This is a genomic window from Deltaproteobacteria bacterium (assembly GCA_016178705.1).
In the GTDB taxonomy this organism is placed as follows: domain Bacteria; phylum Desulfobacterota; class Binatia; order HRBIN30; family JACQVA1; genus JACOST01.
Window position 1 is genome coordinate 89014 of the sequence record JACOST010000021.1, and the last position, 24185, is coordinate 113198.

Sequence of the window (24185 nt, forward strand, 5' to 3'; positions counted from 1 at the left end):
CAGCGCGACGCGCGCCGGAACGGGCATTTCGGAAATCGTTCAGTGGAGTTCGCGAAGTAACGCGGACAAACGTTCGACCATTGCCCGTACGTTGCGCTCCATGAAGTGTGTCAGCACGGCGGGACCGTCCCGCCGCGCGAGCGCTTCGGCGTCGGCGCGTTGCGATTCGATCTCGCCCTCGAACCGATCCCAGGCCGCGCGCACGCGCGGGCCGTAGGTTTCAAAGTCGCGCTCAACTAACGTGAGCAGTTCCTCAAACTGCCACCACGGCGAGTCGGCACTGGCGTGCTCGCCTCCGCGCGCCAGTTCGGCAGGCAAGTCACCATCAATGTAGTAGGGCAGAAACACGCTCACGCACGGTGATCCCAAACTGCCCCAGTAGACCAGCGGCTCCTCGTCGCGGCCGAGGCGCGCGATCATGCTGGCAGTGGTCGTGCCGACCGGATCGGCGTGCATGCACACCGAGTAGTAGCGCTCGTCGTCGACCGCACGACCGGGACGATGTACCTGCCCGCTGTCGTAGTGATCGCGCAGGGCGGTGCGCAGCGATGCGGGCGTCAGCCGGCCGCGCCCGGCTTCGAGCAGTTGGCAGGTGCGGCTGTGGCGGCCACTCGAAATGAAATCGGGCGCCATGCTGGTGTCGCGGTATGCCGCGCCGAAGTCGAAGCACGTGTCGCTGGCCTCGCTCCACCAGCCCTGCGCGACGGCATGCTCGATCGACCCGGGCGACAGCGCGTCCCAATCGTCGCCGATGGTGAGATGATTCGACGCGCTGCCGACGGTCTCGATGCGACGCAGCGCCCACCGGCGGTCCGAGGTTTCGAGCACGTAAGCTTCGCGCTGGTCGGCGATCAGGAACGAATTGTGGTACGGCCAATCCTTGTCGACGTAACCCGAGCCGCCCTGGCCGTAACGTTCGACCAGCGCCGCGATCACTTCGGTCGCTTGAAAAGCCGATGTGCCGCGTTCGAGCCCGAGCCGCACCAGATCCATTCCGATCAGCCCGTGGCCGGATAGTCCGTCCTTCGTGAACACCGTGTGATTGCCGATGGCGACGCCGTGCTCGTTGAGGCCATGCTCGAAGCCCCACAACCAAAACGGCTGCGAGCCGATCAAGCGCGCCGTCTCACTCACCTGCTCGATCGCGATGTATTGGCAGCGCAGTTGCGCGCCGCGCGCGTGCTGCTGTCGCGGAACTTGGACGAGCCGCTGGCACTCCGCCGCCGGACGGTCGCTGTTCTTCGCGAACAGCACCGCGCCATCGGCGGTGGAGTTGGCCAACGCGACCAGCGAATCGCAGGCGACGCGTGGGCGTGTCATGACCGCTCTCGCACGAAGCGCACAACCGTGTCGGCCACCGCGGCTTCGTGACCCGCGAAGAAATGATCCGCGCCCGCGATCGGCATGAATGTCTTGGGCTCGGGCAACGTGGCGAAGCGGTCGTGCATCGCCGTCAAAGGACAGTACTGATCGCGATCGCCGAGAATGAACAGTTTTCTACGGCTGCACGCGGTCAGAAAATCTAGGTCAAACATTGGCACCGGCGTCGCGATGGCAATCAAACGCGACACACCGGAGTGATCGTGTCCCGCGAGCAGTGCGACGATGGCGCCAAAGGAATAGCCGATCAGCGTGACGTCGGTGGTCGAGGCGCGGGTGCGCAATTGGTCGACCGCCGCGCGCGCATCGTTCGCTTCGGCCTGCCCGCCGCCGTAGCGCCCTTCGCTGGCGCCGACGCCGCGGAAATTGAAGCGCAGCGTCGCGACACCGGCCGCTTGCAGCGCCTCCGCAACCGCGCTCACCACGTCGTTGTCCATCGTACCGCCGTACTGTGGATGTGGATGGCAGATGACCGCACCGTGCGTCGCGCTTTCGGGTACCCCGAGTCGACCTTCGAGTTGCAGACCGTCGGCGGTGAACTGGATCGCCTCTTCGAGTACGTGCGACATGCGCGCTCTATCGCACGCTGCGCGCCACGCGGCAACGTTTGTCCGCCCGTTGACGGTGGCGGTTCACCACACTATCGTCCGCCGCATCGCGAAGGAGACAGGCCATGGAAACTATTCTCTTCGACAAGACCGACGGCCTCGCCACCATCACCCTCAATCGTCCCGAGCGATTGAACGCATGGACTCCGGTGATGGGGGCCGAGCTGCTCGAGGCCTTTCGCGATGCCGACCGCGATAAGAGCGTACGCGTCGTGCTGTTTACCGGCGCGGGACGCGCGTTCTGTTCCGGCGCCGACATGGATTTCTTCGCGGGGCAAATCAAGGCCGGTGGTGGCACCACGGCCGGTGGTGGCGGCGGTCCTTCGCGCGTCGAGGAGTGGCCGATGCTGATGCAGCGGATGTCGAAGCCAACCATAGCAGCGATCAACGGCTACGCGCTCGGCGTCGGCTGCACGATGACGTTGCTGTGCGACATCCGCCTCGCCGCCGCCGAGGCGAAGCTCGGCTTTCTCTTTCCGCGCATGGGCGTGATGGCGGAACTGGGCTCGACGTTTCTGCTGCCGCGGCTGGTCGGGATTGGACGCGCCTGCGAGTTGATGTTCACCGGCAAGATGTACAGCGCCGACGAGTGCGCGCAGGCTGGCGTGGTCAACCGCGTCGTGCCTGGCGATCAACTGGTCGCGACGGCGACGGCCATGGCGCGCGAGATCATGCAATGCGCGCCGTTGTCGCTCATGCTGACACGGCAGGCGCTCTATCAAGGGCTCACCGCCAGCTTCGAGGCGCAGGTGCGCAGCGAAGCCTTCGCCCTCGACCACCTCTACCGCACGCGTGACCATGCCGAAGCGGTGGCGTCGTTCAAGGAAAAACGTCCGCCAAAATTCGAAGGCCGATAACTCTGTCTCCCACCATCCGCCATCAGCGATCTGCCATCAGCGATTTCCCATGACCGTTTCCGTTTCGCTGCCCGCGCGCATCAACGTCGTCGGCAGTCCGACCGACGCCAACGAAGGCGCGTATGCGACCATCTCGTGCGCGGTTCCGCTGCGCGGCGGCGCGCAGCTCCACGCCGCGCGCGAGTGGCGGTTCGCGCGCGAAGAAGAGACGTCCGACGCGGTGTCGGCGCCGCTCGGCCGCCTCGCCCTTGTCGCCGACGGTTTCGAGTTGGCGCGCGCGGCCATCAACGCGCTGGCGGCACACAGCGCCGAGTTTGCCGCCAAAGCTGCACGGCAGGGCGCGGCGATCACCACCTGGACGCGGGTGCCGAAATCAAGCGGGCTCGCCGGGTCGTCGGTGCTGGTGTTGGCCGTGCTCGCGGGTTTGCGCGCACTGTTCGACCTCGACTGCCGCAGACATAACGACTATCTCCTCGCCGAGATCGCGCAGCGCGCCGAGGAGAACGAGTTGGGGATCACCTGCGGCTTCGCCGATCGCTACGTCCCGTTGTTCGGCGGCCTCGCCTATCTCAGTTATCACGGCAAGCTGCACCATCGCCCGGTCGGTGAAGAACCGTACGCAACGTACGAGCCACTCGCGCAAGTGGAAGCAGACCTGCGCTTCGTCGTCGCTACCACCGGGGTGGCGCGCGACTCGGGTGACGTCCATCGCCCGATGCGCCAGCGCTACCTGCGCGAACGCAGCGCGGGCGACGGACCGCTGCTAGCGCTCGCCCGCGCGCTCGGCGAGACCGCGTGGCGCGGCAAGATCGCTTTGCTCGGCGGTGACCTCGTCGAGTTCGGGCGGCAGATCTCGCTGAACCAATCGTTGATCGACGAAATGATGCGCTTGTGCGGTTTCACCAGCGGCGCCGGACTTGAAGTCAGGCGACTGGTTGATGCGGCCCTCGCCGCCGGCGCGTTGGGCGCGAAGCTCACTGGCGCAGGCGGTGGGGGCGCAATCTTCGCCTTGCCGTCGCTCGGCGGAGCCGATGCGCTGGCGGCGGCTTTGCGGGCGGCGGGGGCTGCCGCGGTGTTCGTGCTGCCGGTTGCGTCCGCGGGCCTGCAGGTGGAGCGCACATGATCGGCACCGGTGTCGTTCTCGCTGCCGGGGCGGGCTCACGCTTGGGTGAACTGGGCAAGCGCCACTCGAAAGCAATGATACCGCTGCGGGGCCGACCGTTGATCGACTGGGTTGCCGAGCGGCTGCGCGCCGCCGGACTCACTCGGTTGATCGTGGTCGCACACACGAGCGATGTCGCCTTGCAGGCGTACGCACGCAGCGCCGGAATCGAAGTGGTCTGTCAGCCGGAGCGCCGCGGCATCGCCGATGCGCTGAGTTGCGCGGCGCCGTTGCTGGCGGCGGAGCCGGCGTTCTTGGCGTGCGCGTGCGATAGCCTATTCGCCGTCGCTGATCTCCAGCAACTGCTCGCGGTGGCGCGAGCGCATCCTGGCGATGGCGTGGTGGCGGTGCAGCAATTGTCCGCCGAGGCGACCGCGGCGCGCAGCGCCGTCGTATGCGTGGGTGAGTTCGTGGCGGCGATCGTCGAGAAACCCGCACCCGGCACCGCGCCGTCGAACGTGATCAGTCTCCCGCTCTACATTCTGCCGCAACGTTTGCTGGCGCGCGCGGCAGCCACCGAACCGCTGCGCGGCGAGCGCTATTTGTCATCGGCGCTGAGCGATGACATCCGCGCCGGCGGCTGCGTGCGCTGGGTGGCGCTCCAGGACCGGCTCGAGGTCACCACGGCGGTCGACGTTGCGTTAGTGGAGGAACGCCTGGGAAACACCGCGAAGGCGTGAGGCGCCACAGCCCAGAGACCACAAACCCAGGAGAGCTACTATCTCAGCTTCGCAAAAAACTCCTCGATCCGTTTGGCATTGGCGCCGAGGTCGCTCTTGCCGTCGCGCGACTTGGATCGCATTCTGACCTGGCTGCCATTGTCTTGCGGGCGAACCTCGATCACGAAGTCGTCTTGAAAACGGAACAGCCAGCTAGTCGCTGCGCCGTCGAGCCACTTCCCGCTGTCGTCCGTGCTGACAATTTCCCAGTCGGGCATCGTCCGCGCGGCACTGAGGACTCGTCGATACGCCTCGTCGGGCGACAGGGGCAGCAGCAGATTCACGATCTTCGGATACGCGGCGCGCTGCTGCTCCGCGAAACTGCTGCCAGGATAGCGCAGGTCACGCCCGGCGTTGCCTGGCGCGTTCTTCGCGGACGTGAACACCGGCGGTTCGTCGAGATCGGTGGTGATGTCATTGATGGGAGGATACTTGGCGGCGTTGACGGCGAGCCCCAAGAACGCCGCGGCGACTACCGCGCCGGGCGCCACAGCACCCCAGCTGGCGCGGCCGCGCAATGCGCCGATGATTCCGACCACCGCAGCGATCACGCCCAGCAGACCGCCGAGATCGAAGATGACGAAGCCGATCCGTGGCGGCACGATGGAAAAGTGAGCCAGCAATGGACCGATGACGAATGCCGCCACCGCCCCGATCCCCAACCGCAGCGTCCACGATGATCCGCTCGACCCGCTGTGCGCCATTCAAGATCTCCCCAGCTCACTTCAACTTCGCAAAAAACGTCTCGATCCGTTTCGCATTGACCCCGAGATCGCCTTTGCCGTCGCGCGACTTGGAGCGCATCGCGACCTGGCTGCCGTTGCTGTGCGGGCGTACTTCGATGGCGAAGTCATCTTGAAAGCGGAACAACCAACTAGTTTCCACGCCTTCGATGGCGCGGGTTTCGGGCTCGGTCAGTGTGAGTTCCCAGTTCGGTACCGTCCGCGCCATCGCCAAGACCCGCTGATAGGTCTCGTCGGGTGAGGTCGTCAGAATTAAGTTGGTCAAGTTCGGATAGCCGGCGCGTTGCTGTTGCCAGAATGTGGCCCCGGGATAACGCATGTCGCGGCCGCGGTTGGCGGGGAGTTGGAACGCCTGGCGGAATACCGGCGGCGGCTCGAAATCCGTCGTGATGTCGTTGATCCGCGGATAACCGGCGCCACGGCTGGCGATGGCGATGAAGCTCACCACGATCACCGCGCCCGGCACGATGGCGAGCCAGCTCGACCGACTGCGCAGCGCGCCGATCACGCCGACGACCGTGGCGATGAGGCCAAGCAGACCGCCGACTCCGAAGATCGCAAAGCCGATCAGTGAGGGCACGATGCCGAGATGGGCGAGTGCCGGCCCAATGACGAACGCCACGACGGCGGCCAACCCCAGTCGCATCGCCCACGACGACCCGTTCGCACTGCTCGACGCCATCACTTCACCCCCTGACTTGTAGCCTGCGGTTTAGCGGAGCGGTGACCGCGCCGTCAACTCGATCAGGCGACCGAGCGGAGTTGTCAGGTTGCCCTTCCGCCCGTATACTTCGCGGGCAAAGGAGCCGACGCGATGCAGATCTCGATCACGTGGTGTGTGCCTTGAAACTATCTGCCGCGCGCGACCAGTCTGGCCGCGTCACTCAAGCAGCGCTTCGCCGTCGAGACGGAACTAATCCGTGGCAAGGACGGAGTGTTTGACGTCCGCGTCGGTGACCAGCTCGTGTTCTCGAAGCATCAGGTGCATCGATTTCCGGAGCCCGGTGAAGTGGAACAGGCGATCGAGCAACTGCGCAGCCGCTCCGCGTGATCGCCGCCGGCTAGTTGCCACGATCTGAACCGGGCTGCCGGCGAAGTGGAGGAGGGGATGGTCGAGGACAGGGGCAGCTCGGGATCGGCGGCGCGGCCCGAGGCTGTGCTCCTAACCTTCGAACTCTACCTGCGCACGCATCCTGGCACGGTTGGGATCGGGATCATCGGTTTTTTCCTGCTCGTCGCGGTCGTCCATCTGCGCGCTGGGATTCAGCTGCCGCTCGCCATCACGTTCGCGGGGCCGCTGGTCTTCTGCACCTACGGCGTGGGCGTCGTCGCGGGGACCACCGCCGCAGTGGCGATCGCGACCATCTGGCTGGCGGATGCGTTGTCGTTCGGGATGACGCTGGGGCAGGCGCTCCCCCTGTTTGCAACCCGGCTGTTCAGCAACTTCGCCATCGTCGCGATCAGTGCGGTGGCGGCCGCGGCTGCGCGGATGCGGATGCGCTATCTCGAAACCCAGGACGAATTGGTGCGCCTGCGGGCGGACCTGGTGTCGGCCTTCTCGCACGACTTGCGGGCACCATTGACGGCAATGATGGGATACGCAGAGTTGCTGCGCGACGGTGCGGACCTCGAGGGCGCCATTCCCCGCAGCGAGGCGCTTGATCGGATTCTCGTCAACGGCGGCCGGCTCAACCAACTGATCGCCGATATGCTGACGGCCGGCAACGGCGACCGCGCCGCCCCGGTCGAAATCACGGCGTTCACTGCGGAGGAGTTCGTCGCCGCGCTGCGCGCGGAGTTCGACGACATGCCGCGCGCGGGTGCCGTATCGTTACAGTGGACCGTGGCGCCGAATACGCCCGCGCTCGCCACGGATCGCACCAAACTCACTTCGGTGGTGCGCAACTTGGTCGGCAATGCGCTCAAGTTCACTACCGAGGGTGAGGTGGCCGTGCGGATCGACTACGATGCGGCGAACGTGGCGCATCGGATCGCAGTGGCCGACACCGGCCCCGGCATCGCGGCCGATGTCGTGCCGCACATCTTCGATCGCTTCTATCGGGCGAGCGAAACCAAACAGCGCGCCGGATTCGGCGTTGGTTTGTTCATCGTGAAACGGCTCACCGAGCTTCTCGGCGGGACGGTGGTGGTGCGCAGCCAGCCGGGCGCCGGCACCACCTTCGTCGTCACGCTCCCGCCGCCGCGAGCTCCGGTGTCCGTGGCGCTCGGGAAAGATAGGGGCGAGGCAAAACTACGGCCGGATTTCGAGTAGCTCGACGTCAAAGGTCAGACGAGCGTTGGGTGGAATCACTTTTCCCGCGCCGCGCGCGCCGTAGCCGAGTTCGGGTGGCACGATCAACCGGCGCGTGCCGCCGATCTTCATCGAGGCGACGCCTTCGTCCCACGCTTTGATCACTTGCCCCATGCCGACTTTGAAGCCGAACGGTTTGCCGTGATCGCGCGAAGCGTCGAACTTGGTGCCGTCGTCGAGCCAGCCGGTGTAGTGAACAATCGCGGTCTGCCCTTGCTTGGGGCTGGCGCCGTCGCCGACTTTGAAGTCGATGTACTGCAAGCCGGACGCGGTGGTGGTCGGTTTCGCATCGGTTTTCTGCATTGCTGCCTCCGTCGGTTTTCCTGCGGGGTCACTCGCGTGGCCCGTGGCACTGAGCGCCAGGATGATGAGCAGGGTGCTGGCCAGCCGGTCTCGAACTCGCATCGATGAGTCTCCTCCAGAGCGGCGCACCGTAGTGAGCGACAGCGGCGGGGTCAAGCCGCGGTGCACGATAGCGGCGAGCCGGGCCTGACTTCTGCGCGGGCCCGCTTGACTGAGGGGGGTCCTCTGCTACCGTGACGGACTGGTCAGTCCGGAATTCGAGTCCCATGCGAGGTCGCAAAAAAATCCCCGACATCCGCGCCGCCATCCTGGGCTGCGCCGCCGAGGTGTTCGCGCAGCGCGAGTTCCACGAGGTGCTCACCGAGGACATCGCGGCCCGGCTCGGCATCGGCAAAGGGACGATCTATCGCTATTTCGATTCCAAGGAGGCGCTCTACTTCGCCACCATCGTCGAAGGTTTGGCCGGTATGCACGACGCGGTGACGGCGGCGTTGCATCAGCCCGCGCCGGTGGCCGCGGTGATCGAGCGGCTGGTCGAAACCGTCCTGACCTACTTCTGGACGCGGCGCGATTTCTTCATCCTCTTGCACCGTCATGAGCCCACGCTCGATCCGCGCGAGCGTGCGGAGTGGCAACAGCAGCGTGAAGAACTGGTTGCGGAGGTGCAGCGCATTCTCTTCAGTGCCCTGCCGCGCGGGAGTTTGGGACGACAACATCCGCGTCTCACGGTGGAGATTCTGTTTGGGATGATGCGCTCGGCGTCGCTCTACCGCAGCGCCGCGGACCGTCTCCCGACGCTGGCGAAATTAATCACCGCGATGTTTCTGACCGGCATCAGCGGGCAATCGGCCAACGGCAAGCCCCGCACTCATCCGCGCCGGGCGCTGCCGCGGCGCCGCTCCCAAGCCCTACGAGGAGGACTTTCCCACTCATGACTGCACGGCGGGCGCTGCTGGCGCTGATGCTCTTCAGCGCCGGGTGTACGCGCCACAATGAGGCGCAATCCGCGGCCGCCGCGGGGACGGAACCGCGCGCGATTCCGATCACGGTCGCGGCCGTCACCATTCGACCGAGTGAACGCCTAGTGAGTTTTGTCGGGACGCTGTACGGCCACGACGAGCTCACGCTCTCGAGCCAGATGGAAGGGCAGATCAAAGCGATTGCCGCGGATCTGGGTGACCACATCGAGGCGAATCAGGTGCTCGCGGAAATTGAAGACGATCAGCTGCGTGCCCGTTTGCGCGAGGTGGAAGCGACCTGGGGGAAGGCGCGGGCCGATGAAACGCGCGGCCGCCAATTGGTCGAACAGAAAGTCATCTCGCCGCAAGAATACGAGTCGATGAAAACCACCGTGTCGGTGATCGAAGCGCAACGCGACACGCTGGCGGTGCTCCTGCAGCACACGCAAGTGCGCTCACCGCTGACCGGCTCGGTGGCGAAGCGACTGGTGTCGGCCGGCGAGTACGTCCGACCCGGCACGCCTCTGTTCGCGCTGGTCGCCGACGATCCGCTCAAGCTGCGCGGCGATGTGCCGGAGCGTTTCGCCGACGAATTGCAAGCGGGTCAAACTGTGCGCGTCCGCGTCGACGCGTTTCCCGACGCGGCCTTCGACGGCAAGCTGTCACGCATCAGCCCATCATCGAACCGCGAGAATCGCTCGATCGCAGTCGAGGCGCTGGTGGACAATCACGATCGCAAGCTGAAGGCCGGCTTCTTCGCCAACGCCGCCATCGTCACCCGTAGCGATGAAGAAGCGGTGATGGTGCCGCAGGAAGCGCTCATCACCTTTGCCGGCGTCACCAAACTGTTCGTGGTTGCCGACAGCATCGCGCACGAACGCCAAGTGCGCCCGGGCGCCCGCACTGCCGAGGGCATGATCGAGATCGTTGAGGGCTTGCGAGCCGACGAGACGGTCGCGACCTCGGGCCTGACCAAGCTGCAGAACGGCGCCAGCGTCGCCGTCAAGAAGCCAGAGGATAAACAAGGATAGACTTCAACGGTCCCTGGTTCCTGGTCTCTGGTTCCCGGTTGGGCGGAGACTCCGAACCAGAGACCACGAACCAGAAACTAGAGACCCTTCGATTCATGCGCCTCGCCGACATCTGCATTCGCCGCCCGGTCTTTGCCACCATGCTCATCGCATTCCTGGTGGTGCTGGGGCTATTTTCCTATCGCCGGCTTGCGGTCGATTTGTTTCCCAACATCGACTTCCCGATCGTCACCATCACCACGACCTTGAAGGGTGCGGGCGTGGAGGAAATGGAGACCGGCGTCACCAAGCCGCTCGAAGAAGCCATCAACACGATCGAGGGCATCGACGAGTTGCGCTCGGTGACCAAGGAGGGGCTGTCGCAAATCATCGTCATCTTCCTGCTCGAACGCCAACGCGAGGCGGCGGCGCAGGACGTGCGTGACAAGGTCGCCTCGATCCTCTCGCAGTTGCCCGAAGGCACCGACACGCCGGTGGTCGACAAGTTTGACGTCGAGTCGTCGCCGATTCTCAGCATCGCGGTGTCGGGTAACCGCGACTTGCGCGAGGTGACGGAGATCGCGCGCAAGCTGGTGAAGGAGGACATCGAGACGCTGAAAGGCGTCGGTTCGGTGAGCCTCACCGGCGGCCTCGAACGCGCCATCAACATCACCGTCGATACCGGCAAGTTGGCGGCCTACAACCTGTCGGTGCAGCAAGTGAAGGCGGCGCTGCGGGCGCAGAACCTGGAAATTCCCGGCGGCCGCGTCGACCAGGGGCAAAAGGAAATGATCCTGCGCACGATGGGCCGCATCACCAGCGTCGCCGATTTCCAGAAGTTGATTGTCGGCAACGTGCAGGGGCGGCCGATCACCATCGCCGATGTGGCGCGTGTGACCGACAGCTTCGTCGAACCTCGCACCCTGGCGCGGCTCGACGACCGGCCGGCGGTGTCGCTGCTGGTGCGCAAGCAGTCGGGTACCAACACCGTGCAGATCATCGACGTGGTCAAGCAGCGGCTCGACGAGTTGCGCAAGGTGTTGCCGCAGGACATCCAGTTGGAGGTCATCCGCGACCACTCGCGCTTCATCAAGCGATCGATCGATGAAGTGCAGTTCCACCTCATCCTCGCCGCGGTGTTGGTCAGCCTGACGGTGATGCTGTTCATCGCCAACCTGCGCGCGACGCTGATCGCCGCCATCGCGATTCCCACCTCGATCATCTCCACCTTCACGCTGATGAACTACCTCGGCTTCACGCTGAACAATCTGACGATGCTCGGGCTGGTGCTGTCGACCGGCGTGGTGATCGACGATGCTGTGGTCGTGCTGGAGAACATTTTCCGCCACATGGAAGAGCGCGGCGAAGACGCCATGAGCGCGGCGCAATCGGCGACGCGCGAAATCAGCCTGGCGGTGATGGCGACGACGCTGTCGCTGGTAGTGATCTTCCTGCCGGTAGCGTTCATGTCCGGCCGCGTCGGCCGCTTCTTCAACAGCTACGGCATCACCGTGGCCTGCTCGATCATGGTCTCACTCCTGATCTCGTTCACGCTGACGCCGATGCTGTGCTCGCGCTTTCTCAAGGTGAAGCACACCGATGGGCGCTCGCGCGACCGCGGCATCTATCCCGCGATCGAACGGTTGTACGGCGCGGTGCTGCACTGGTCACTCGAGCACCGCTGGGTGATCATCGCCTTGTCCATCGCCACGGTTTACAGCACCGGACCGTTGTTCCGCGCCTTGGGCAAGGACTTCCTGCCGCAAGACGACCAAAGCGAGTTCGAAGTCATCGTGCAGACCCCCGACGGCTACAGCTTGAACCGCAGCGAGCAAGCGTTCAAAGACCTCGAGCAGAAGCTGCGGGCGTTGCCGGGCGTGACACACTTGTTGAGCAGCATCGGCGATGTCAGCGGGCGGCTCAAAGCCGGCTCGGGGCCGGTGACGCAGGGCTCCATCTATGTCCGCCTCGTCGATCTCGAGCAGCGCGCGCTCTCGCAGAAGGCGATCATGAGCCAAGCCCGTCAATTGTTGGAGCAGTATCCGGATCTGCGCACCAGCGTGCAGAATGTGAATCTGTTCGCCGGCGGTGGCCAGCGGCAGACCGAGATCGAACTCGATCTGACCGGACCGAGCTTGGAAAAATTGGAAGAGTACTCCAACCGTCTCATCGCTGGCATGCGCGTCACCAAGGGCATCGTCGATGTCGATACCACGCTGTCGGTGCGCCAGCCCGAGTTGCGGGTCGAAGTGTCGCGGCAAAAGGCCTCTGAGTTCGGCATCAAAGTGCAAGACATCGCGGCCACGCTGCAGACGTTGGTCGGCGGTGAGCCGGTGACCAAATACAAAGAAGAGCAGGACCAGTACGATGTCTGGCTGCGCGCCGAGTTGCTCGATCGCTCCGATCCGCACGCGCTCAGCGACATCATGGTCGCCACACCGCGCGGCGAGCTGGTGAAGCTGGCCAACCTGGCGACGTTGAGCGAAGAGCGCGGCCCCGCGCAGATCGACCGAGCCAATCGCCAGCGCAAGGTGACGATCGTCGCCAACCTCGACGGCATTCCGCTGAACGTCGCCACCGAGCAGATCAACGCGATCATCGCCGGACTCGATTTTCCGCCGATGTATCGTGCCGAGTTCTCGGGCCGCGCCAAGGCGTTGGGCGAGACCGGCCGCAACTTCTTCATCGCGTTCCTGCTCAGTCTGATCTTCATGTACATGATTCTGGCGGCGCAGTTCGAAAGCTTCTTGCACCCGATCACGATTCTGCTGGCGCTGCCGCTGTCGATTCCGTTCGCGCTGGTGTCGCTGCTCATCATGGGCGACACGCTCAACATCTACAGCGTGCTCGGCCTGTTCATGCTGTTCGGCATCGTGAAAAAGAACGGCATCCTGCAGATCGACTACACCAACACCCTGCGGCGCGACGGCTGGGAGCGCGACGCCGCGATTCTCGCCGCCAACCAAGTGCGCCTACGGCCGATTCTGATGACGACCGTGATGCTGGTGGCCGGCATGATTCCGATCGCGCTCGGCCGCGGCCCCGGCTCGGCGACGCGCGCCTCGATGGCCAAGGTGATCATCGGCGGCCAGGCGCTGTGTCTGCTGTTGAGCTTGCTGCTGACGCCGGTAGCCTACTCGCTGTTCGATGATTTGGGTCAGACGCGCTGGCTGACGACGCTCGGCGGCTGGATTCGCGGCGCGGCGGCGCGCGTGCCGCTCCTTGGCGCCTGGGCCAACGGCCGCCGGCCGGCGTGACCGATGCGTGGCCGCGTGCTACACGCTCGAACGTTTCGGGGGATGCGCATGGGTGTGCGGTTCACGTCATTGATCACTCTGGGATTGCTGAGCGCGCTGGCGGTGGCGACCGTGCATGCGGAGGACGCCCAACCGGCGGCCGTGGCGCCGTCGTTGTCGGACAAATCGGTCGAGTCGATTCGCCTCCTCGACGACATTCCCAACTATGCCACCGCGCTGGCCAGCCAGTGGCGCAGCGCCGACGTGTCGCCGCGCATTGGACAGTTCATCACCGATACCAGCCACTACGGCCGCCTGCGTGAATTGACCGCCCCGGAGTCGCTGGCGCTCTCCGACTGCATCGCCCTGGCGCTGGCGAACAATACGAGTTTAGAAATCTCTCGCCTCGGCCCGCTCGGCGCGCGCGCGCAGGTGCGGCGCTCCTATGCGATCTTCGACCCCTCGCTGTTCGCCGATGCCAGCAAAGATCGTTCGGTGCGAGAGTCGGGCAACATATTGCAGGGTGCTTTGAATTCCGAGACCGACAACGTCAACGTTGACGGTGGCGTGCGCAAGACCCTAACCTCCGGCGGACAACTCACCGCCTCCTGGCGCAACAACCGGCTGGTGTCCAACTCCAGCTTTCTCACCTTGCGGCCGCAGTACACGACCGACTTCGTGTTGTCGCTCAATCAACCACTGCTGCGCGACTTCGGACTCTACTTCACCACCTTGCAAGTGCGCATCGCGCGCACTACCGAGCAGAGTGCGGTCAAAACGTACGAAGCGTCGTTGGCGAACACGATCAAGAGCGTCGAACAAGCCTATTGGTCGCTGGTACAAGCCAACGAGAACGTGTCCGTGCAGGAGCAAGGGCTCACGCTCGCCAAGGAGCTGCAGCGCCAGAACGAAGGCAAGTTCAACGTTGGGGCCGCGCCCCGCACGGCGGTTCTGGAGGCGCAAGCGGAAGTCGCGCGGCGCGAAGCCGATCTGATCAAAGCGCGCACCGCCAGCAGCATCGCGCGCGATTCGCTGCGGGCGCTGCTCAATGCCGGGCGTGACGGCGGTGCATCACTCGCCGTCGTCGAGCCGGGCGACAAACCGGTCGTCGAACCCTACAGCATCGACCTCGATCGCAGCTTGGCGAGCGCGCTCGAACGCCGCCCCGAGTTGGCCGCCGCCAAACTCAGCCTGCAGGGCAGCGGCATGCAACTCAAGATCGCCGAGAACCAGTTGTTACCACGCCTCAATGCCGTCGGCTTGCTCGGCACCAACGGCTTGAGCGGTGGCGCGGTGCCGAAGACAAACACAGCAGGACAGATTGTGATCAATCCGTACAACGGCCCGTACGAGGATGGCCTCAACCGCAATTTCGATGGTCGCTATTACGAGTACAGCGCGGGCGTGACCGTCGAAGTCCCGCTCAGCAACATTCAGGCGCGCGCTGACTATTCGCAGGCTCACGTCGGTGTCGAACAGGCACGGTTGAGTCTGCAGCAATTGCAAGAGAGCGTCACGTTGGAAGTGAAGACGGCGGTTACCAATCTGCAAAGCGACCTCAAGAGCATCGAGGCTACCCGGATCGCTCGCGAGTTGGCCGAAGAAAATCTGCGCAACCAGAAGGCGCGTTACGACGTCGGCCTCGCCACCACCAAGGATCTGCTCGACTACCTCGACCGGTTGACGCAAGCGAAGTTCGCCGAGACTAGCGCGCTCACGACCTACAACACCGACCTCGCCGAGTTGCGCCGCGTGGAAGGCACACTGCTCGAAGCCCGTCATGTCGAATTGACCGCGGGCGAGGACGAGCCGACACCGTTCTGGGCGCAGTTTTGAGCGCAACGGCTGGGTCCGCTTTCGCAGACTGAGCCGACTCATTCTCTCGGTGGCGCCCGGCGTCACGCCTCCGGTGTAGTTGCAGCGTCCCAGCCGAACACAGTAAAGCATTTCGGTATGAGTGGCGGCGACAGTTGGAACCTGACCATCTCAGCGAGCCGCTTCGCCGGACGGGTCGCGGCGGTGACCGGCGCGGCCAGCGGCATCGGCCGTGCGACTGCAATTCGCTTGGCGCGCGAAGGCGCTAAGGTCGCGGTGATCGATCGCAACCGCGACGGCGCTGACGCGGTCGTTCGTGAGATCGCGCAACATGGGTCCACCGCGCGTGCGTACGGTTGCGACATTGCGCAGAGCGCTGAGGTGACGGCCGTTGCCAGCGCGACCATGCACGAGTTGGGGCCGATCGACATTCTCGCCAATGTCGCCGGCATCGGCGACACCGCGGGCCTCGAAGGTATCGAGCAACTCGACAACGCGCGCTGGGATCTGGTGATGGCGGTGAATATCAACGGAGCCTTCTACTGGTGCCGTGCCGTGCTGCCCGGCATGTCCGCTCGCGGCCGGGGCGCGATCGTCACCGTGTCTTCGCTCGCCGGCCGTTCGAAGAGCGCCAACGGCGGGCTCGCGTACACCACCAGCAAAGCGGCGCTGCTCGGCATGACGCGACACCTAGCGTTCGACTACGGCCCGCGCGGCGTGCGGGTGAACGCGATCTGTCCCGGTGGGGTGGACACGCCGATGATCCGCGCCGGCGGCGTCGGGGCGGCGCGTTCGGACGCCGAAGCCGAGGCCCGCCGGACGCGCATCGCCGCCTACAACTACTTCATGCCGATCAAACGCCTGGCGACGCCCGACGAGCAGGCCGCCGCGATCGCGTTTCTCGCCTCCGACGACGCGTCGTACATCAATGGCGTGAGCCTCGATGTGAACGGCGGATTGTTTATGGCCTGAGGCACGAGCGAGCGATGACGACCACTCATTCTGTAGTCCGCCCCGCCGCGCCGGCCGACGCCGCGGCGATTGCCTATCATCGCGTGGCCATGCTGCGCGACATGGGCACGCTGCCCCAGCGCGACCTGCCGGCCCTGGAGGTGTCGTCTCGCGAGTATTTCGCCGCTGCGCTCGTCACCGGTGAGTACTGCGGCTGGCTGATCGAAGCGAAGGAACGCGTCGTCGCCGGCGGTGGGTTGATACTGCGACGCTTGCTGCCACGGCCGGATTGCATCGGCGGCGGTGATGAGGCCCACATCTTCAACATGTATACCGAGCCCGACCACCGGCGTTGCGGCTATGCCCGCGCGTTGATGGAGACGATGTTGGTGTGGTGCCGGGCGCACGACATCAAGCGCGTCAGCTTGCACGCGTCGAGCGACGGCGTTCGGTTGTACGAGAGTCTGGGCTTCGCGCCCACCAACGAGATGCGCCTGATGGCGAACCCGTTCGTCTAACCGAACGCAGAGGAGGACCCATGGCCCGCTTACCCTATGTCGATCCCGCCACCGCATCGGACACGGTGCGCGACACGCTCAACCGGATGCCGGTGCAACTAGCGATCTTTCGCATGATGGCGCACGCCGAGACCAACTTCCGTTCGCTGGTGCGCTTCGGCGGCGACATCCTCGGCAAGCAGCAGCTCAGCGGCAAACTGCGCGAGCTGGCGATCTTGCGCGTCGCGCAGCAATCACCGGCGCGCTACGAGTGGGTCCAGCACGTGCCGATCGCGAAGGCCGCCGGCGCCAGCGATGCGCAAGTGGCCGCGCTCGAACGCGGCGACATCACCGCCGCGTGCTTCGATGCGCGCGAGCAGGTGCTGCTGCGCTTTGCCGACGAGTTGATTCATAAGGTGAAGGTGTCCGACGCGACTTTCGTCGCGGCCCAGAAGGAGTTCCCGGCGCGTGAAATCGTCGAGCTGATCTTCGCCGTCGGCTTCTACATGATGATCGCGCGCCTGCTCGAAACCACCGCAGTCGACATCGAAGCCGACGCGGGCACGACGATCGTCGATTCGTTGAAGTCGTGACTCGTGCTCGTGACTCGTGAGGGGTGTCTTCCACCTCACGAGCCACGAGCCACGAACACGACTATCACCACTCCAACCCACCGACGGCGACCAGTTGCTGGTCGCGGCGATGCTGGTTGCGGATGTAGGCGCGGATCGTGGCGGCGAGTTCTTGCACGCGCGCGGCGCCTTCCGGCGGGAGTGCGCGGGCGAGCGCGGGGACGAGCGTGCGCATGCGCTCGTTGGCGGCGGCGAGCGCGCGCGGACCAGCCACCGTATCGCTCGCGGCGGCAAGCGCCTCGTCAATGCGCGCGTCGTCGCCGAGGACCGCCAGCGCTTGTGTTAGCAGCGCGCGCAGTTCGGCGCGCTCTTCGAGTAGCAACGGCCCCTCGATCTCCCAGCGCGCGATCAGGTGATCGATCAGCACGCTCGAATACATCACCTGCCCGCGCGCCTGCTCGCTTTGCAGCTCGGGCAGCAGGATGTTGAAGATAATATTCTTGATGCCGATGAGTAACTCGGTTGCGCCAGGTTGCATCGCTGCTCTCCTCGAATTGGCTGCGCAAAACCTTCAGCCGCGGGTCCGTCATACCGGCGAAGGCCGGTATCCATGTGGGGGCGTGGGGCGCGATCCTGGATTCCGGCTTTCGCCGGAATGACGAGTGGGGAGGTCGCTCCACGGACTACGTGCTTCGGCTGTCTGCACCACTACATTTCCAACTTCGCGATGAGATCGGCTTCCAAGCGCGGGACCATTAGGCCGACCAAGGCGTTCACGGCTTCGTAGGTGCGGGCTTCACAGAACGAGCGGACGCCAGTCAGGCAGATCACCGCCATCTTCACCGCCCCGAGCACTTCGTAGAAAAACAGCCGCGGGAGATCCACCGGCATGCCGCCGGCGCGGGCGTACGCGGCGACCATCTCGTCGTGCGACAGCAATCCTTGGCAGAGCTCGCCGCTGCTGTAGAACTTCAGCACCGCCCAGGCGAGATCTTCCATCGGGTCGCCGAGGTGGGCCATCTCCCAATCGAGGATCGCGGTGATGCGGTCGCCTTCGTAGAGAAAATTTCCGGCGCGGTAGTCGGCATGCACCAGCACGATCTCGGACCGCTCGGGCAGATGATTGGCGAGCCAGTCGAGTGCGGTGGCGAGCACCGGTCGCTCTTCGAGCTTCTGACGATGATACTCGCGCTCCCACCAGTCCAACTGCGCGCGCGCCGCCGCGTGGCCGGAACTCGGCGCGCCGAGGAAATCGAGTTCGAGCGCCCGCCAATCGGCGCGATGGATGGACGCGAGATGGCGAACGAAGTCGTCGCTGATGCTGCGCCGTGTAGCGTCGCTTTCGGTTGGCGGGAGAATCACTGGCGGGGCGATGCCGGCAATGCGCTGCATGACCATGAACGGTCGATCGAGCCAGCGCGGATCTTCTTCGAGCCAATACATGCGTGGCACCGGGATGCCAATCTTACCCGCCGCGCACAGCACCAGAAACTCCGTCTTGCGGTCAGATTCGAGCACGCTCGCGGTCGGATCGCGGCGAATGATCAGCGGGTGCACGGTGCGCTCGCCCGCTTCGCTCCACTCGGCGTCGACCAGCCACGTTTCACGCGAGGCGCCGCCACCGGTGCGTTCGAGGCGATGAATCACCACGTCGCGAGCCGCGGGCAGGCGCGCCGCCAGATACGCAGTGAGGCGATCACGATCCATTTGAGTCGTGTAGCGTGAAGAGGAGTCAGAAGCCAGAAGTCAGGAGGCAGGAGTCGGGAGGCGAATCCAGAAGCCAGAATTCAGAACTCAGAAGGCTCACGAATCACGACGAGTCACGACTACTCGCCGTAACAACTTGCTACATCGAGCTCGCGGCCGTCGCGGACGGCGGAGTATTTGGCCCAGAACAAATCGTCGATCTTCTTCAGCGTCGGCTTTCGCTTCTTGGCGCGATAGCGCGTGCGGTGACCGGGGCCGCCGTTGTAGATGGCATACGTCGCGCGCGCAAGGTTCTCGTTACCGCCGGGTTGTTGGTGTTCGCCCTTCTCGATGGCGTAGTCGCGCAGATAGTGCAGCAGGATCTCGCTGCCGGCGCGGCCGTTGTACTGAATGTCGCCGGCGAGCCCTTTGAGATCGTACACGCCGCGCCACACCGTCTGGTTCACTTGCATTAAGCCGATCGAGCCGACGCTCGACTTGAGCGGCGCGAGCTTCCCGTTGCGCCGGATGAATTGCCGCCAGCAGCTCTCCTGCCACGCGGTGGCGTAGACGAGGTTGCGATAGATGCCGGTGAACTGCGCGTCCAGTTCGTCCTTGGCGAGTTGCTGCTCGCCGAGCTGCTTCAGCAGATCGCGGACCAGCGGCAGGTACGTCCCGATATCGTCGCGGGTTGGCGCCCAGCGGTTGAGTTTGCCAATGGCGTCGGGCTCGATCGCGGCGGAAACCGGCGCAGCGAACCATGACCGCAGACGTTGTCCCAAACTGAGATCCATTTCGACGTCGGTCGGAATCTCCGGCGGCTTCAGTGGCGCGCCGAAGCCGAGGGCCGTCCGGAGTTCGGGATCGAGATCGGTGTTGTAAGCAACCGGGTCGGCGGCGTCGCTGGGCGCGACCATGCGCGCGAGCCGACGCAAACCGTCGGCGGAGATGTCGAGGCCGAGTTCGGGACCGAGTTCGGTGAGCGCCGCCAGCGCATCGCCGGCAGCGATGAAGCTGGTGTATTGCAGCGCGCCTTCGGCCGGCAACCCGGCCGCGGCCTGACGCAATGCAGGTGCGAGCTGCTCCCACGCATGGACGAACAAGCCTGGCACTGGATCAGGACTGCCCGGCTGCGACGGTGCGAGCGCATCGAGCAACTCGTAGCGGGCATCGAGCAGGACATCGAGCACGGCGCGGTGCAGTTCACCGCTGGAGTCGCGTGCGAAGCGTTTGACCACGAAGGTCAGAAACGCGTCCCACTGCTGCCACTTGCTCTGCCACGCGGCTAGCTCGGTTGCGGACAGTGTCGGCTCCGCGGCCGGGACGGTTGCCGGTGCGCGCGGCTCCACATCGAATGTCAGCGTGACCTTGAGTCCGCCCTCGCTCATGCGCGGATCGCGTACTGCGAGCGATGCCAGCAGCGCATCGATGCGTTCTTGGCTGCCGGGGAGCACGAGCGGTAGCCACCCGCGGAGTTCGTTGAACGGTTGATTGAGGTCGATGCGCAAGGCTTCGAAGCGCGGCTGTGCGTAGGTCTTCACCAAGTCCCACAGTTGGCCAGTGGTGAAGCGCTTCTCGTGATGTTCGTCGAAGATGTTCGAGTCGACGACTTTGAAGGTGAGCACGTGGGCAGCCTCGTCGAGCTGCGGTTCTTGGAACACTTCGACGAACCCCTTCCATTCGAGCGCGATCAGGCACTGCCCGCCGATCTTGGCGCCGACGCGAGCGTCGCCACGACTGACGATGTGGAGGCTGGCGGCGGCGACGTCCACTTGCGGTTCGTAGAGATCGAGCCAGCCGCAGCCGACGCCGTCGTCGAATACCGACGCTTTCTCACCGGGTAGCGTGTAGATCTGGGTTACCAACGCTTGCCGTACGAACGCCACATCGAACTTGAGCGGCACCATCACGGGACGCGCGAAGGCGGCCGCCGCCGAGAATACGATCGCGATTGCTGCGAACGCGGTGACGTATCGAAGAGAGCCTTTGCCGTAAGACGAAGCACTCTGCCCGCTCGTCATTCCGGCGAAAGCCGGAATCCAGGACCGAGCCCTACGCCCCCGCCTGGATACCGGCTTTCGCCGGTATGACGGGCCCACTGACGGGATTTCTTGTGCAAAGGCTCGCGGGGTTGCGTATCGCGGGAACCCGTACGCGGCCGAGAACGGATCGCTCATTGTCGCAGCGCTCACTCTCCCTTGAACGTGTAAGGTTCGCCCTTGAGATAGGCGCGCATGGCACCGCGGGCGTCGACGGAATTCATGGTCTTGGCGAACTCCGCGCGTTCGATGGCGAGACCCGATTCGAGATCGGTGTCGAGGCCGGCGTGAATGGCGCGCTTAGCGGCGGCCAGAGCGATCGGCGCGCGCCCTGCCAGTTCGCGGGCGAAGGAAGCGGCCGATGCGCGGAAGCCATCGACTGGGAAGAGCCGGTGAACGAGGCCGAGCGTCAGCGCCTCTTGCGGCTCGACGACTCGCCCGTGCAGAATGAGGTCGAGCGCCTTCGCTTTGCCGAGCAGCCGCGCCAGTCGCTGCGTTCCGCCGGCGCCGGGGATGATGCCGACGCTGGTTTCCGGCAACCCGATGCGATACGGCCCGTCGGCCATCACGCGGAAATCGCAGGCCAGACTCAGCTCGCAGCCGCCGCCCATCGCCGTGCCATTGAGCGCGGCGATGGTGACTTTCGGAAGACTCTGGATTCGGTTGAAGACGGTATGGATGAAGTCGATCGCCGACTGTCCCTCCGTCTCGCGCCCGCCGTCGTAGCCGCCGCTCGCGCCGGAATCCGCGGCGCGCGACAATTCGCTCACGTCGTAGTGGGTGATGAAGATGCCGTCGACTCCACCGGTGAACATGAGCACGCGGTCATCCTTGCTCGCCGCGACCTCGCGCGCGAGCACGTCGAGTTCAGCGACCATGCGGCCGTTCATGAAGTTCATCGGCGGATTGACGAAGGTGCACTGCACCACGCTGCCATCACGTTCCACTTGTAGGTATTGGAATGCCATCGGCGCTCCTGTCCTCCCGTCTACCGGCTCAACAGAAACGCGCGCGCGGGTAGAAAGTCGCGCTCAACTGAGGTGCCACGCGCCGTCCGCTTGCGTCACGCGACCTTCCTTTTCCAGCTTGCGCAGGTGAGAGGTCACCGACATGGCGGCGGCGGTGTGCAAGAACTCGGGCACATCGGTGTACATGCGCTTGACCAGCGCCGGTGCGTCGGTCACGCCGGCGCGCAATCCCGCCACCACCTGCTCTTCGCGCAGCAGGCGATGAGCGATGTACTGCTCGATCTTTTCGCGCGGGTTGCGAATGGCAGGACCGTGGGCGGGATAGATCACGGCAACGTCGAGGGTGAGCAGCCGGCGCAAAGAATCGAGATAGTCGATCAAGTCGCCGTCGTCGCCGATCACCGTGGTGCCGGCACCCAACACGACATCGCCGGTGAACAGTGCGCGCTCCTCTTCGAGATAGAAGCAGAGATGGTCGCGCGCGTGGCCGGGCGTGAAAATCGCGCGCAGCGTGGCGCCGTCGGTGCTGACCACCGCGCCGTCCTCGATCGCGGTCGAGTCGAAGCCGATATCGCGACCGGGCCACGGCTTCTTCGCCACCGGCAGCGGGCCGAAGCGTTGCTGAATCGCCGGCACGCCGCCGACGTGGTCGGGATGCACATGCGTGAGCACGATCTCCTGCAACCCGTCGGCATTGCGCTCGCTCACGGCCTGTTCGAGTAGCGGCAGATACGCGGGGACTCCTTGGCCGGTATCGAGCAGCAACGGTCGCCGCCCGGTGCCGATGAGGTACGTGTTGGTGCCGGGTCCCGTGAATGCGCCCGGATTCTGTCCGAGCACGACCGTGACCCGCGGGCTCCACGCATCGATGTCCTTCATGTGGAGACCCAGCATCGAGTCGGTGACGACGCGTGTCTTGCCGCCCGAGTCGGCCATGCGCTGCTGACTAGCTGGATTCCAGCGGTGTCACAAGCTGGGGGCTTCGCACGAAGACTCGCAATAGTGGTCCGTCATACCGGCGGAAGCCGGTATCCAGGTGGGGCGTGGGGCACGATCCTGGATTCCGGCTTTCGCCGGAATGACGAGTGGGGAGGCCGCTCTATTCCTTCTTGTGCAAATCCCAAGCTGGGGGCCGTGCGAATGGCGACAACCCGAATCACCGCGACCGCATCACCCCGCGCTTCGGGCAGTGGACCTCGATCGGGCACTGGCTACACAGGGGCGAGGTTGGCTTGCAGATGGTTTGGCCGAAGGCGACGAGCAGGTCGTTGTAGTCGATCCAGTACGGCGCCGGCAGCTTGCGGCGCAGCGCCATCTCGGTGTCGTGCGGGTTCTTGGTGCGGACGTAGTTCCAGCGATTGGAGATGCGATGCACGTGGGTGTCGACGCAGATGGCTGGCTTGGCAAAGCCTTGCGTCAGGACCAGGTTGGCGGTCTTGCGTCCGACGCCGTTGAAAGTCAGCAACACATCGAGATCGTCGGGCACCGTGCCATCGAACTCCTCGACCAGCCGCTTGCATAGCGCACGAATCGTCTTCGCCTTGGTGTGGTAGAAGCCGACCGGGTAGATCGCCTTCTCGATCTGCCGCGTCGGCAACTTCATCATCGTCTGCGGCGAGTCGGCGAGTGCGAACAACCGTTGCGATGCGGGTCCGGTAGTTTCGTCCTTGGTCCGCAAACTCAGCAAGCACGAGATCAGTACGCGAAACGGATCGCGCGACTGCATCGCGATGAACGTCACCACCGGCGCATTCCATTTCAGGTATTCGCGCCGCAGCGTGGCGATCACGACGTCGATGTCGAACGGCGAGTGACGAGTGGCGCGAGCGGCGAATGACGAGTGGCGAGTCGTCGACTTCCGGGCGCGCTTCTCGTTCGTTCCTTCACTCATATTTGACACCGCCCATGCGACGCGTGCATCTTGCCACAAGCGCGGGTCGCGTCGATAGACCGGTGATGAGCACACAGCTCCACGGAGCCAAGAAAGCTTTGAGGCCCCAGAGACCTGGTGTAACGAAGAAACCAACCAAGGTGAAGGAGATGACCCCGCGAGGCTCGCGTGTCAGTCAGCCGGGCCTAGATAGTTCGAAGCTGGGCAGCGCAGATCGAGGATGCACGATGCAACTGAATCCGAAGCAAGTACGTGGCGCGTGGGAAGACGGCTTCACCCTCGACGTTCATATCCAAAGCAGCGACTTCATCGGCTACAACGACTACGGCCATCCCCAGTTCGACTCGTGTCGGTTCCGGAAACTCTGGCCGTAAGAATTCCGGAAATTCTGGCCGGTCTTCGAAAGGAGACCGGAAATGAGGACAGGGACGCTCGAGGGTATTGAGAACAGTGGTCTACGCTCCGAGAGAGCGGCAGA

General features: G+C 64.7%; 24 protein-coding genes. 13 read left to right on the forward strand and 11 right to left on the reverse strand.

What is annotated here, in order from left to right; translation table 11 throughout:
* Nucleotides 1-39 precede the first annotated feature (39 nt).
* On the reverse strand, nt 40-1320 hold the full coding sequence (locus HYR72_15160; protein ID MBI1816315.1) for a C69 family dipeptidase: 1281 nt from the start codon (nt 1318-1320) through the stop codon (nt 40-42).
* Nucleotides 1317-1949, reverse strand: coding sequence for an alpha/beta fold hydrolase (locus tag HYR72_15165; protein MBI1816316.1), 633 nt, complete (start codon nt 1947-1949; stop codon nt 1317-1319). The genes HYR72_15160 and HYR72_15165 overlap by 4 nt, the downstream gene beginning before the upstream one ends.
* 104 nt (nt 1950-2053) lie before the next feature.
* On the opposite strand from HYR72_15165, the gene HYR72_15170 reads away from it, so the two are divergent.
* From HYR72_15170 to HYR72_15180, 3 genes are read left to right on the forward strand one after another with little or no spacing between them, the layout of a single operon-like run.
* Nucleotides 2054-2845, forward strand: coding sequence for an enoyl-CoA hydratase/isomerase family protein (locus HYR72_15170; GenBank protein ID MBI1816317.1), 792 nt, complete (start codon nt 2054-2056; stop codon nt 2843-2845).
* Nucleotides 2846-2894: 49 nt separating this feature from the next.
* Nucleotides 2895-3968 carry a hypothetical protein gene (locus tag HYR72_15175; GenBank protein MBI1816318.1) on the forward strand — a complete coding sequence of 358 codons (1074 nt, stop codon included), beginning with the start codon at nt 2895-2897 and terminating at the stop codon, nt 3966-3968.
* On the forward strand, nt 3965-4687 hold the full coding sequence (locus HYR72_15180; GenBank protein ID MBI1816319.1) for an NTP transferase domain-containing protein: 723 nt from the start codon (nt 3965-3967) through the stop codon (nt 4685-4687). The genes HYR72_15175 and HYR72_15180 overlap by 4 nt, the downstream gene beginning before the upstream one ends.
* A gap of 38 nt (nt 4688-4725) precedes the next feature.
* Here the strand turns inward: HYR72_15180 and HYR72_15185 are convergent, their stop codons facing one another.
* Together HYR72_15185 and HYR72_15190 are read right to left on the reverse strand one after the other, a co-directional pair.
* The gene (locus HYR72_15185; protein MBI1816320.1) at nt 4726-5430 is read right to left on the reverse strand and encodes a DUF1499 domain-containing protein; all 705 of its coding nucleotides are present in this window, start codon (nt 5428-5430) and stop codon (nt 4726-4728) included.
* 16 nt (nt 5431-5446) lie between these two features.
* The gene (locus HYR72_15190) at nt 5447-6151 is read right to left on the reverse strand and encodes a DUF1499 domain-containing protein (protein ID MBI1816321.1); all 705 of its coding nucleotides are present in this window, start codon (nt 6149-6151) and stop codon (nt 5447-5449) included.
* A gap of 171 nt (nt 6152-6322) precedes the next feature.
* On the opposite strand from HYR72_15190, the gene HYR72_15195 reads away from it, so the two are divergent.
* Together HYR72_15195 and HYR72_15200 are read left to right on the forward strand one after the other, a co-directional pair.
* Nucleotides 6323-6520 (forward strand): SelT/SelW/SelH family protein, encoded by a 198-nt coding sequence (locus tag HYR72_15195; GenBank protein ID MBI1816322.1) that lies wholly within the window; start codon nt 6323-6325, stop codon nt 6518-6520.
* Nucleotides 6521-6577: 57 nt separating this feature from the next.
* A complete protein-coding gene (locus HYR72_15200; protein ID MBI1816323.1) occupies nt 6578-7741 on the forward strand; it encodes a HAMP domain-containing histidine kinase in 1164 nt (387 codons plus the stop codon).
* On the opposite strand, the gene HYR72_15205 is transcribed toward HYR72_15200, so the two are convergent.
* Nucleotides 7721-8185 carry an FKBP-type peptidyl-prolyl cis-trans isomerase gene (locus HYR72_15205; GenBank protein MBI1816324.1) on the reverse strand — a complete coding sequence of 155 codons (465 nt, stop codon included), beginning with the start codon at nt 8183-8185 and terminating at the stop codon, nt 7721-7723. The two genes, HYR72_15200 and HYR72_15205, sit on opposite strands and share 21 nt — an antisense overlap.
* A 164-nt stretch (nt 8186-8349) precedes the next feature.
* Between HYR72_15205 and HYR72_15210 the strand changes: the two genes are divergently transcribed.
* The 7 genes from HYR72_15210 (at nt 8350) to HYR72_15240 (ending at nt 17144) form a co-directional block, all read left to right on the forward strand.
* Nucleotides 8350-9018, forward strand: coding sequence for a TetR/AcrR family transcriptional regulator (locus HYR72_15210; protein ID MBI1816325.1), 669 nt, complete (start codon nt 8350-8352; stop codon nt 9016-9018).
* Nucleotides 9015-10073 (forward strand): efflux RND transporter periplasmic adaptor subunit, encoded by a 1059-nt coding sequence (locus tag HYR72_15215; protein ID MBI1816326.1) that lies wholly within the window; start codon nt 9015-9017, stop codon nt 10071-10073. Before HYR72_15210 ends, HYR72_15215 begins: the two co-directional genes overlap by 4 nt.
* Nucleotides 10074-10168: 95 nt before the next feature.
* The gene (locus HYR72_15220) at nt 10169-13309 is read left to right on the forward strand and encodes an efflux RND transporter permease subunit (GenBank protein MBI1816327.1); all 3141 of its coding nucleotides are present in this window, start codon (nt 10169-10171) and stop codon (nt 13307-13309) included.
* A 48-nt stretch (nt 13310-13357) separates the two neighbouring features.
* Nucleotides 13358-15124 carry a TolC family protein gene (locus HYR72_15225; protein ID MBI1816328.1) on the forward strand — a complete coding sequence of 589 codons (1767 nt, stop codon included), beginning with the start codon at nt 13358-13360 and terminating at the stop codon, nt 15122-15124.
* A gap of 117 nt (nt 15125-15241) precedes the next feature.
* Nucleotides 15242-16075 carry an SDR family oxidoreductase gene (locus HYR72_15230; protein ID MBI1816329.1) on the forward strand — a complete coding sequence of 278 codons (834 nt, stop codon included), beginning with the start codon at nt 15242-15244 and terminating at the stop codon, nt 16073-16075.
* An 89-nt stretch (nt 16076-16164) separates the two neighbouring features.
* On the forward strand, nt 16165-16572 hold the full coding sequence (locus HYR72_15235) for a GNAT family N-acetyltransferase (GenBank protein ID MBI1816330.1): 408 nt from the start codon (nt 16165-16167) through the stop codon (nt 16570-16572).
* 20 nt (nt 16573-16592) lie between these two features.
* Nucleotides 16593-17144: a carboxymuconolactone decarboxylase family protein gene (locus HYR72_15240; GenBank protein MBI1816331.1), complete on the forward strand. Its 552-nt coding sequence runs from the start codon at nt 16593-16595 to the stop codon at nt 17142-17144.
* 64 nt (nt 17145-17208) lie between these two features.
* Here HYR72_15240 and HYR72_15245 read toward each other — a convergent pair whose 3' ends face one another.
* From HYR72_15245 to HYR72_15270, 6 genes are all read right to left on the reverse strand, one after another.
* Nucleotides 17209-17661: a hypothetical protein gene (locus HYR72_15245; protein ID MBI1816332.1), complete on the reverse strand. Its 453-nt coding sequence runs from the start codon at nt 17659-17661 to the stop codon at nt 17209-17211.
* Nucleotides 17662-17831: 170 nt separating this feature from the next.
* Complete coding sequence (locus HYR72_15250) at nt 17832-18830, reverse strand: phosphotransferase family protein (GenBank protein ID MBI1816333.1); 999 nt, start codon at nt 18828-18830, stop codon at nt 17832-17834.
* Between the two features lie 119 nt (nt 18831-18949).
* Nucleotides 18950-20830 (reverse strand): lytic transglycosylase domain-containing protein, encoded by a 1881-nt coding sequence (locus HYR72_15255; GenBank protein MBI1816334.1) that lies wholly within the window; start codon nt 20828-20830, stop codon nt 18950-18952.
* A gap of 167 nt (nt 20831-20997) precedes the next feature.
* The gene (locus HYR72_15260) at nt 20998-21816 is read right to left on the reverse strand and encodes an enoyl-CoA hydratase/isomerase family protein (GenBank protein ID MBI1816335.1); all 819 of its coding nucleotides are present in this window, start codon (nt 21814-21816) and stop codon (nt 20998-21000) included.
* Between the two features lie 63 nt (nt 21817-21879).
* Entirely contained in the window at nt 21880-22752 is an 873-nt protein-coding gene (locus HYR72_15265) for a beta-lactamase-like protein 2 (GenBank protein MBI1816336.1), read from the reverse strand.
* 220 nt (nt 22753-22972) lie between these two features.
* Complete coding sequence (locus tag HYR72_15270; protein MBI1816337.1) at nt 22973-23707, reverse strand: endonuclease III; 735 nt, start codon at nt 23705-23707, stop codon at nt 22973-22975.
* Between the two features lie 227 nt (nt 23708-23934).
* Between HYR72_15270 and HYR72_15275 the strand changes: the two genes are divergently transcribed.
* Nucleotides 23935-24081, forward strand: a complete 147-nt coding sequence (locus HYR72_15275) for a hypothetical protein (GenBank protein ID MBI1816338.1) — start codon at nt 23935-23937, stop codon at nt 24079-24081.
* Nucleotides 24082-24185: the final 104 nt, after the last annotated feature.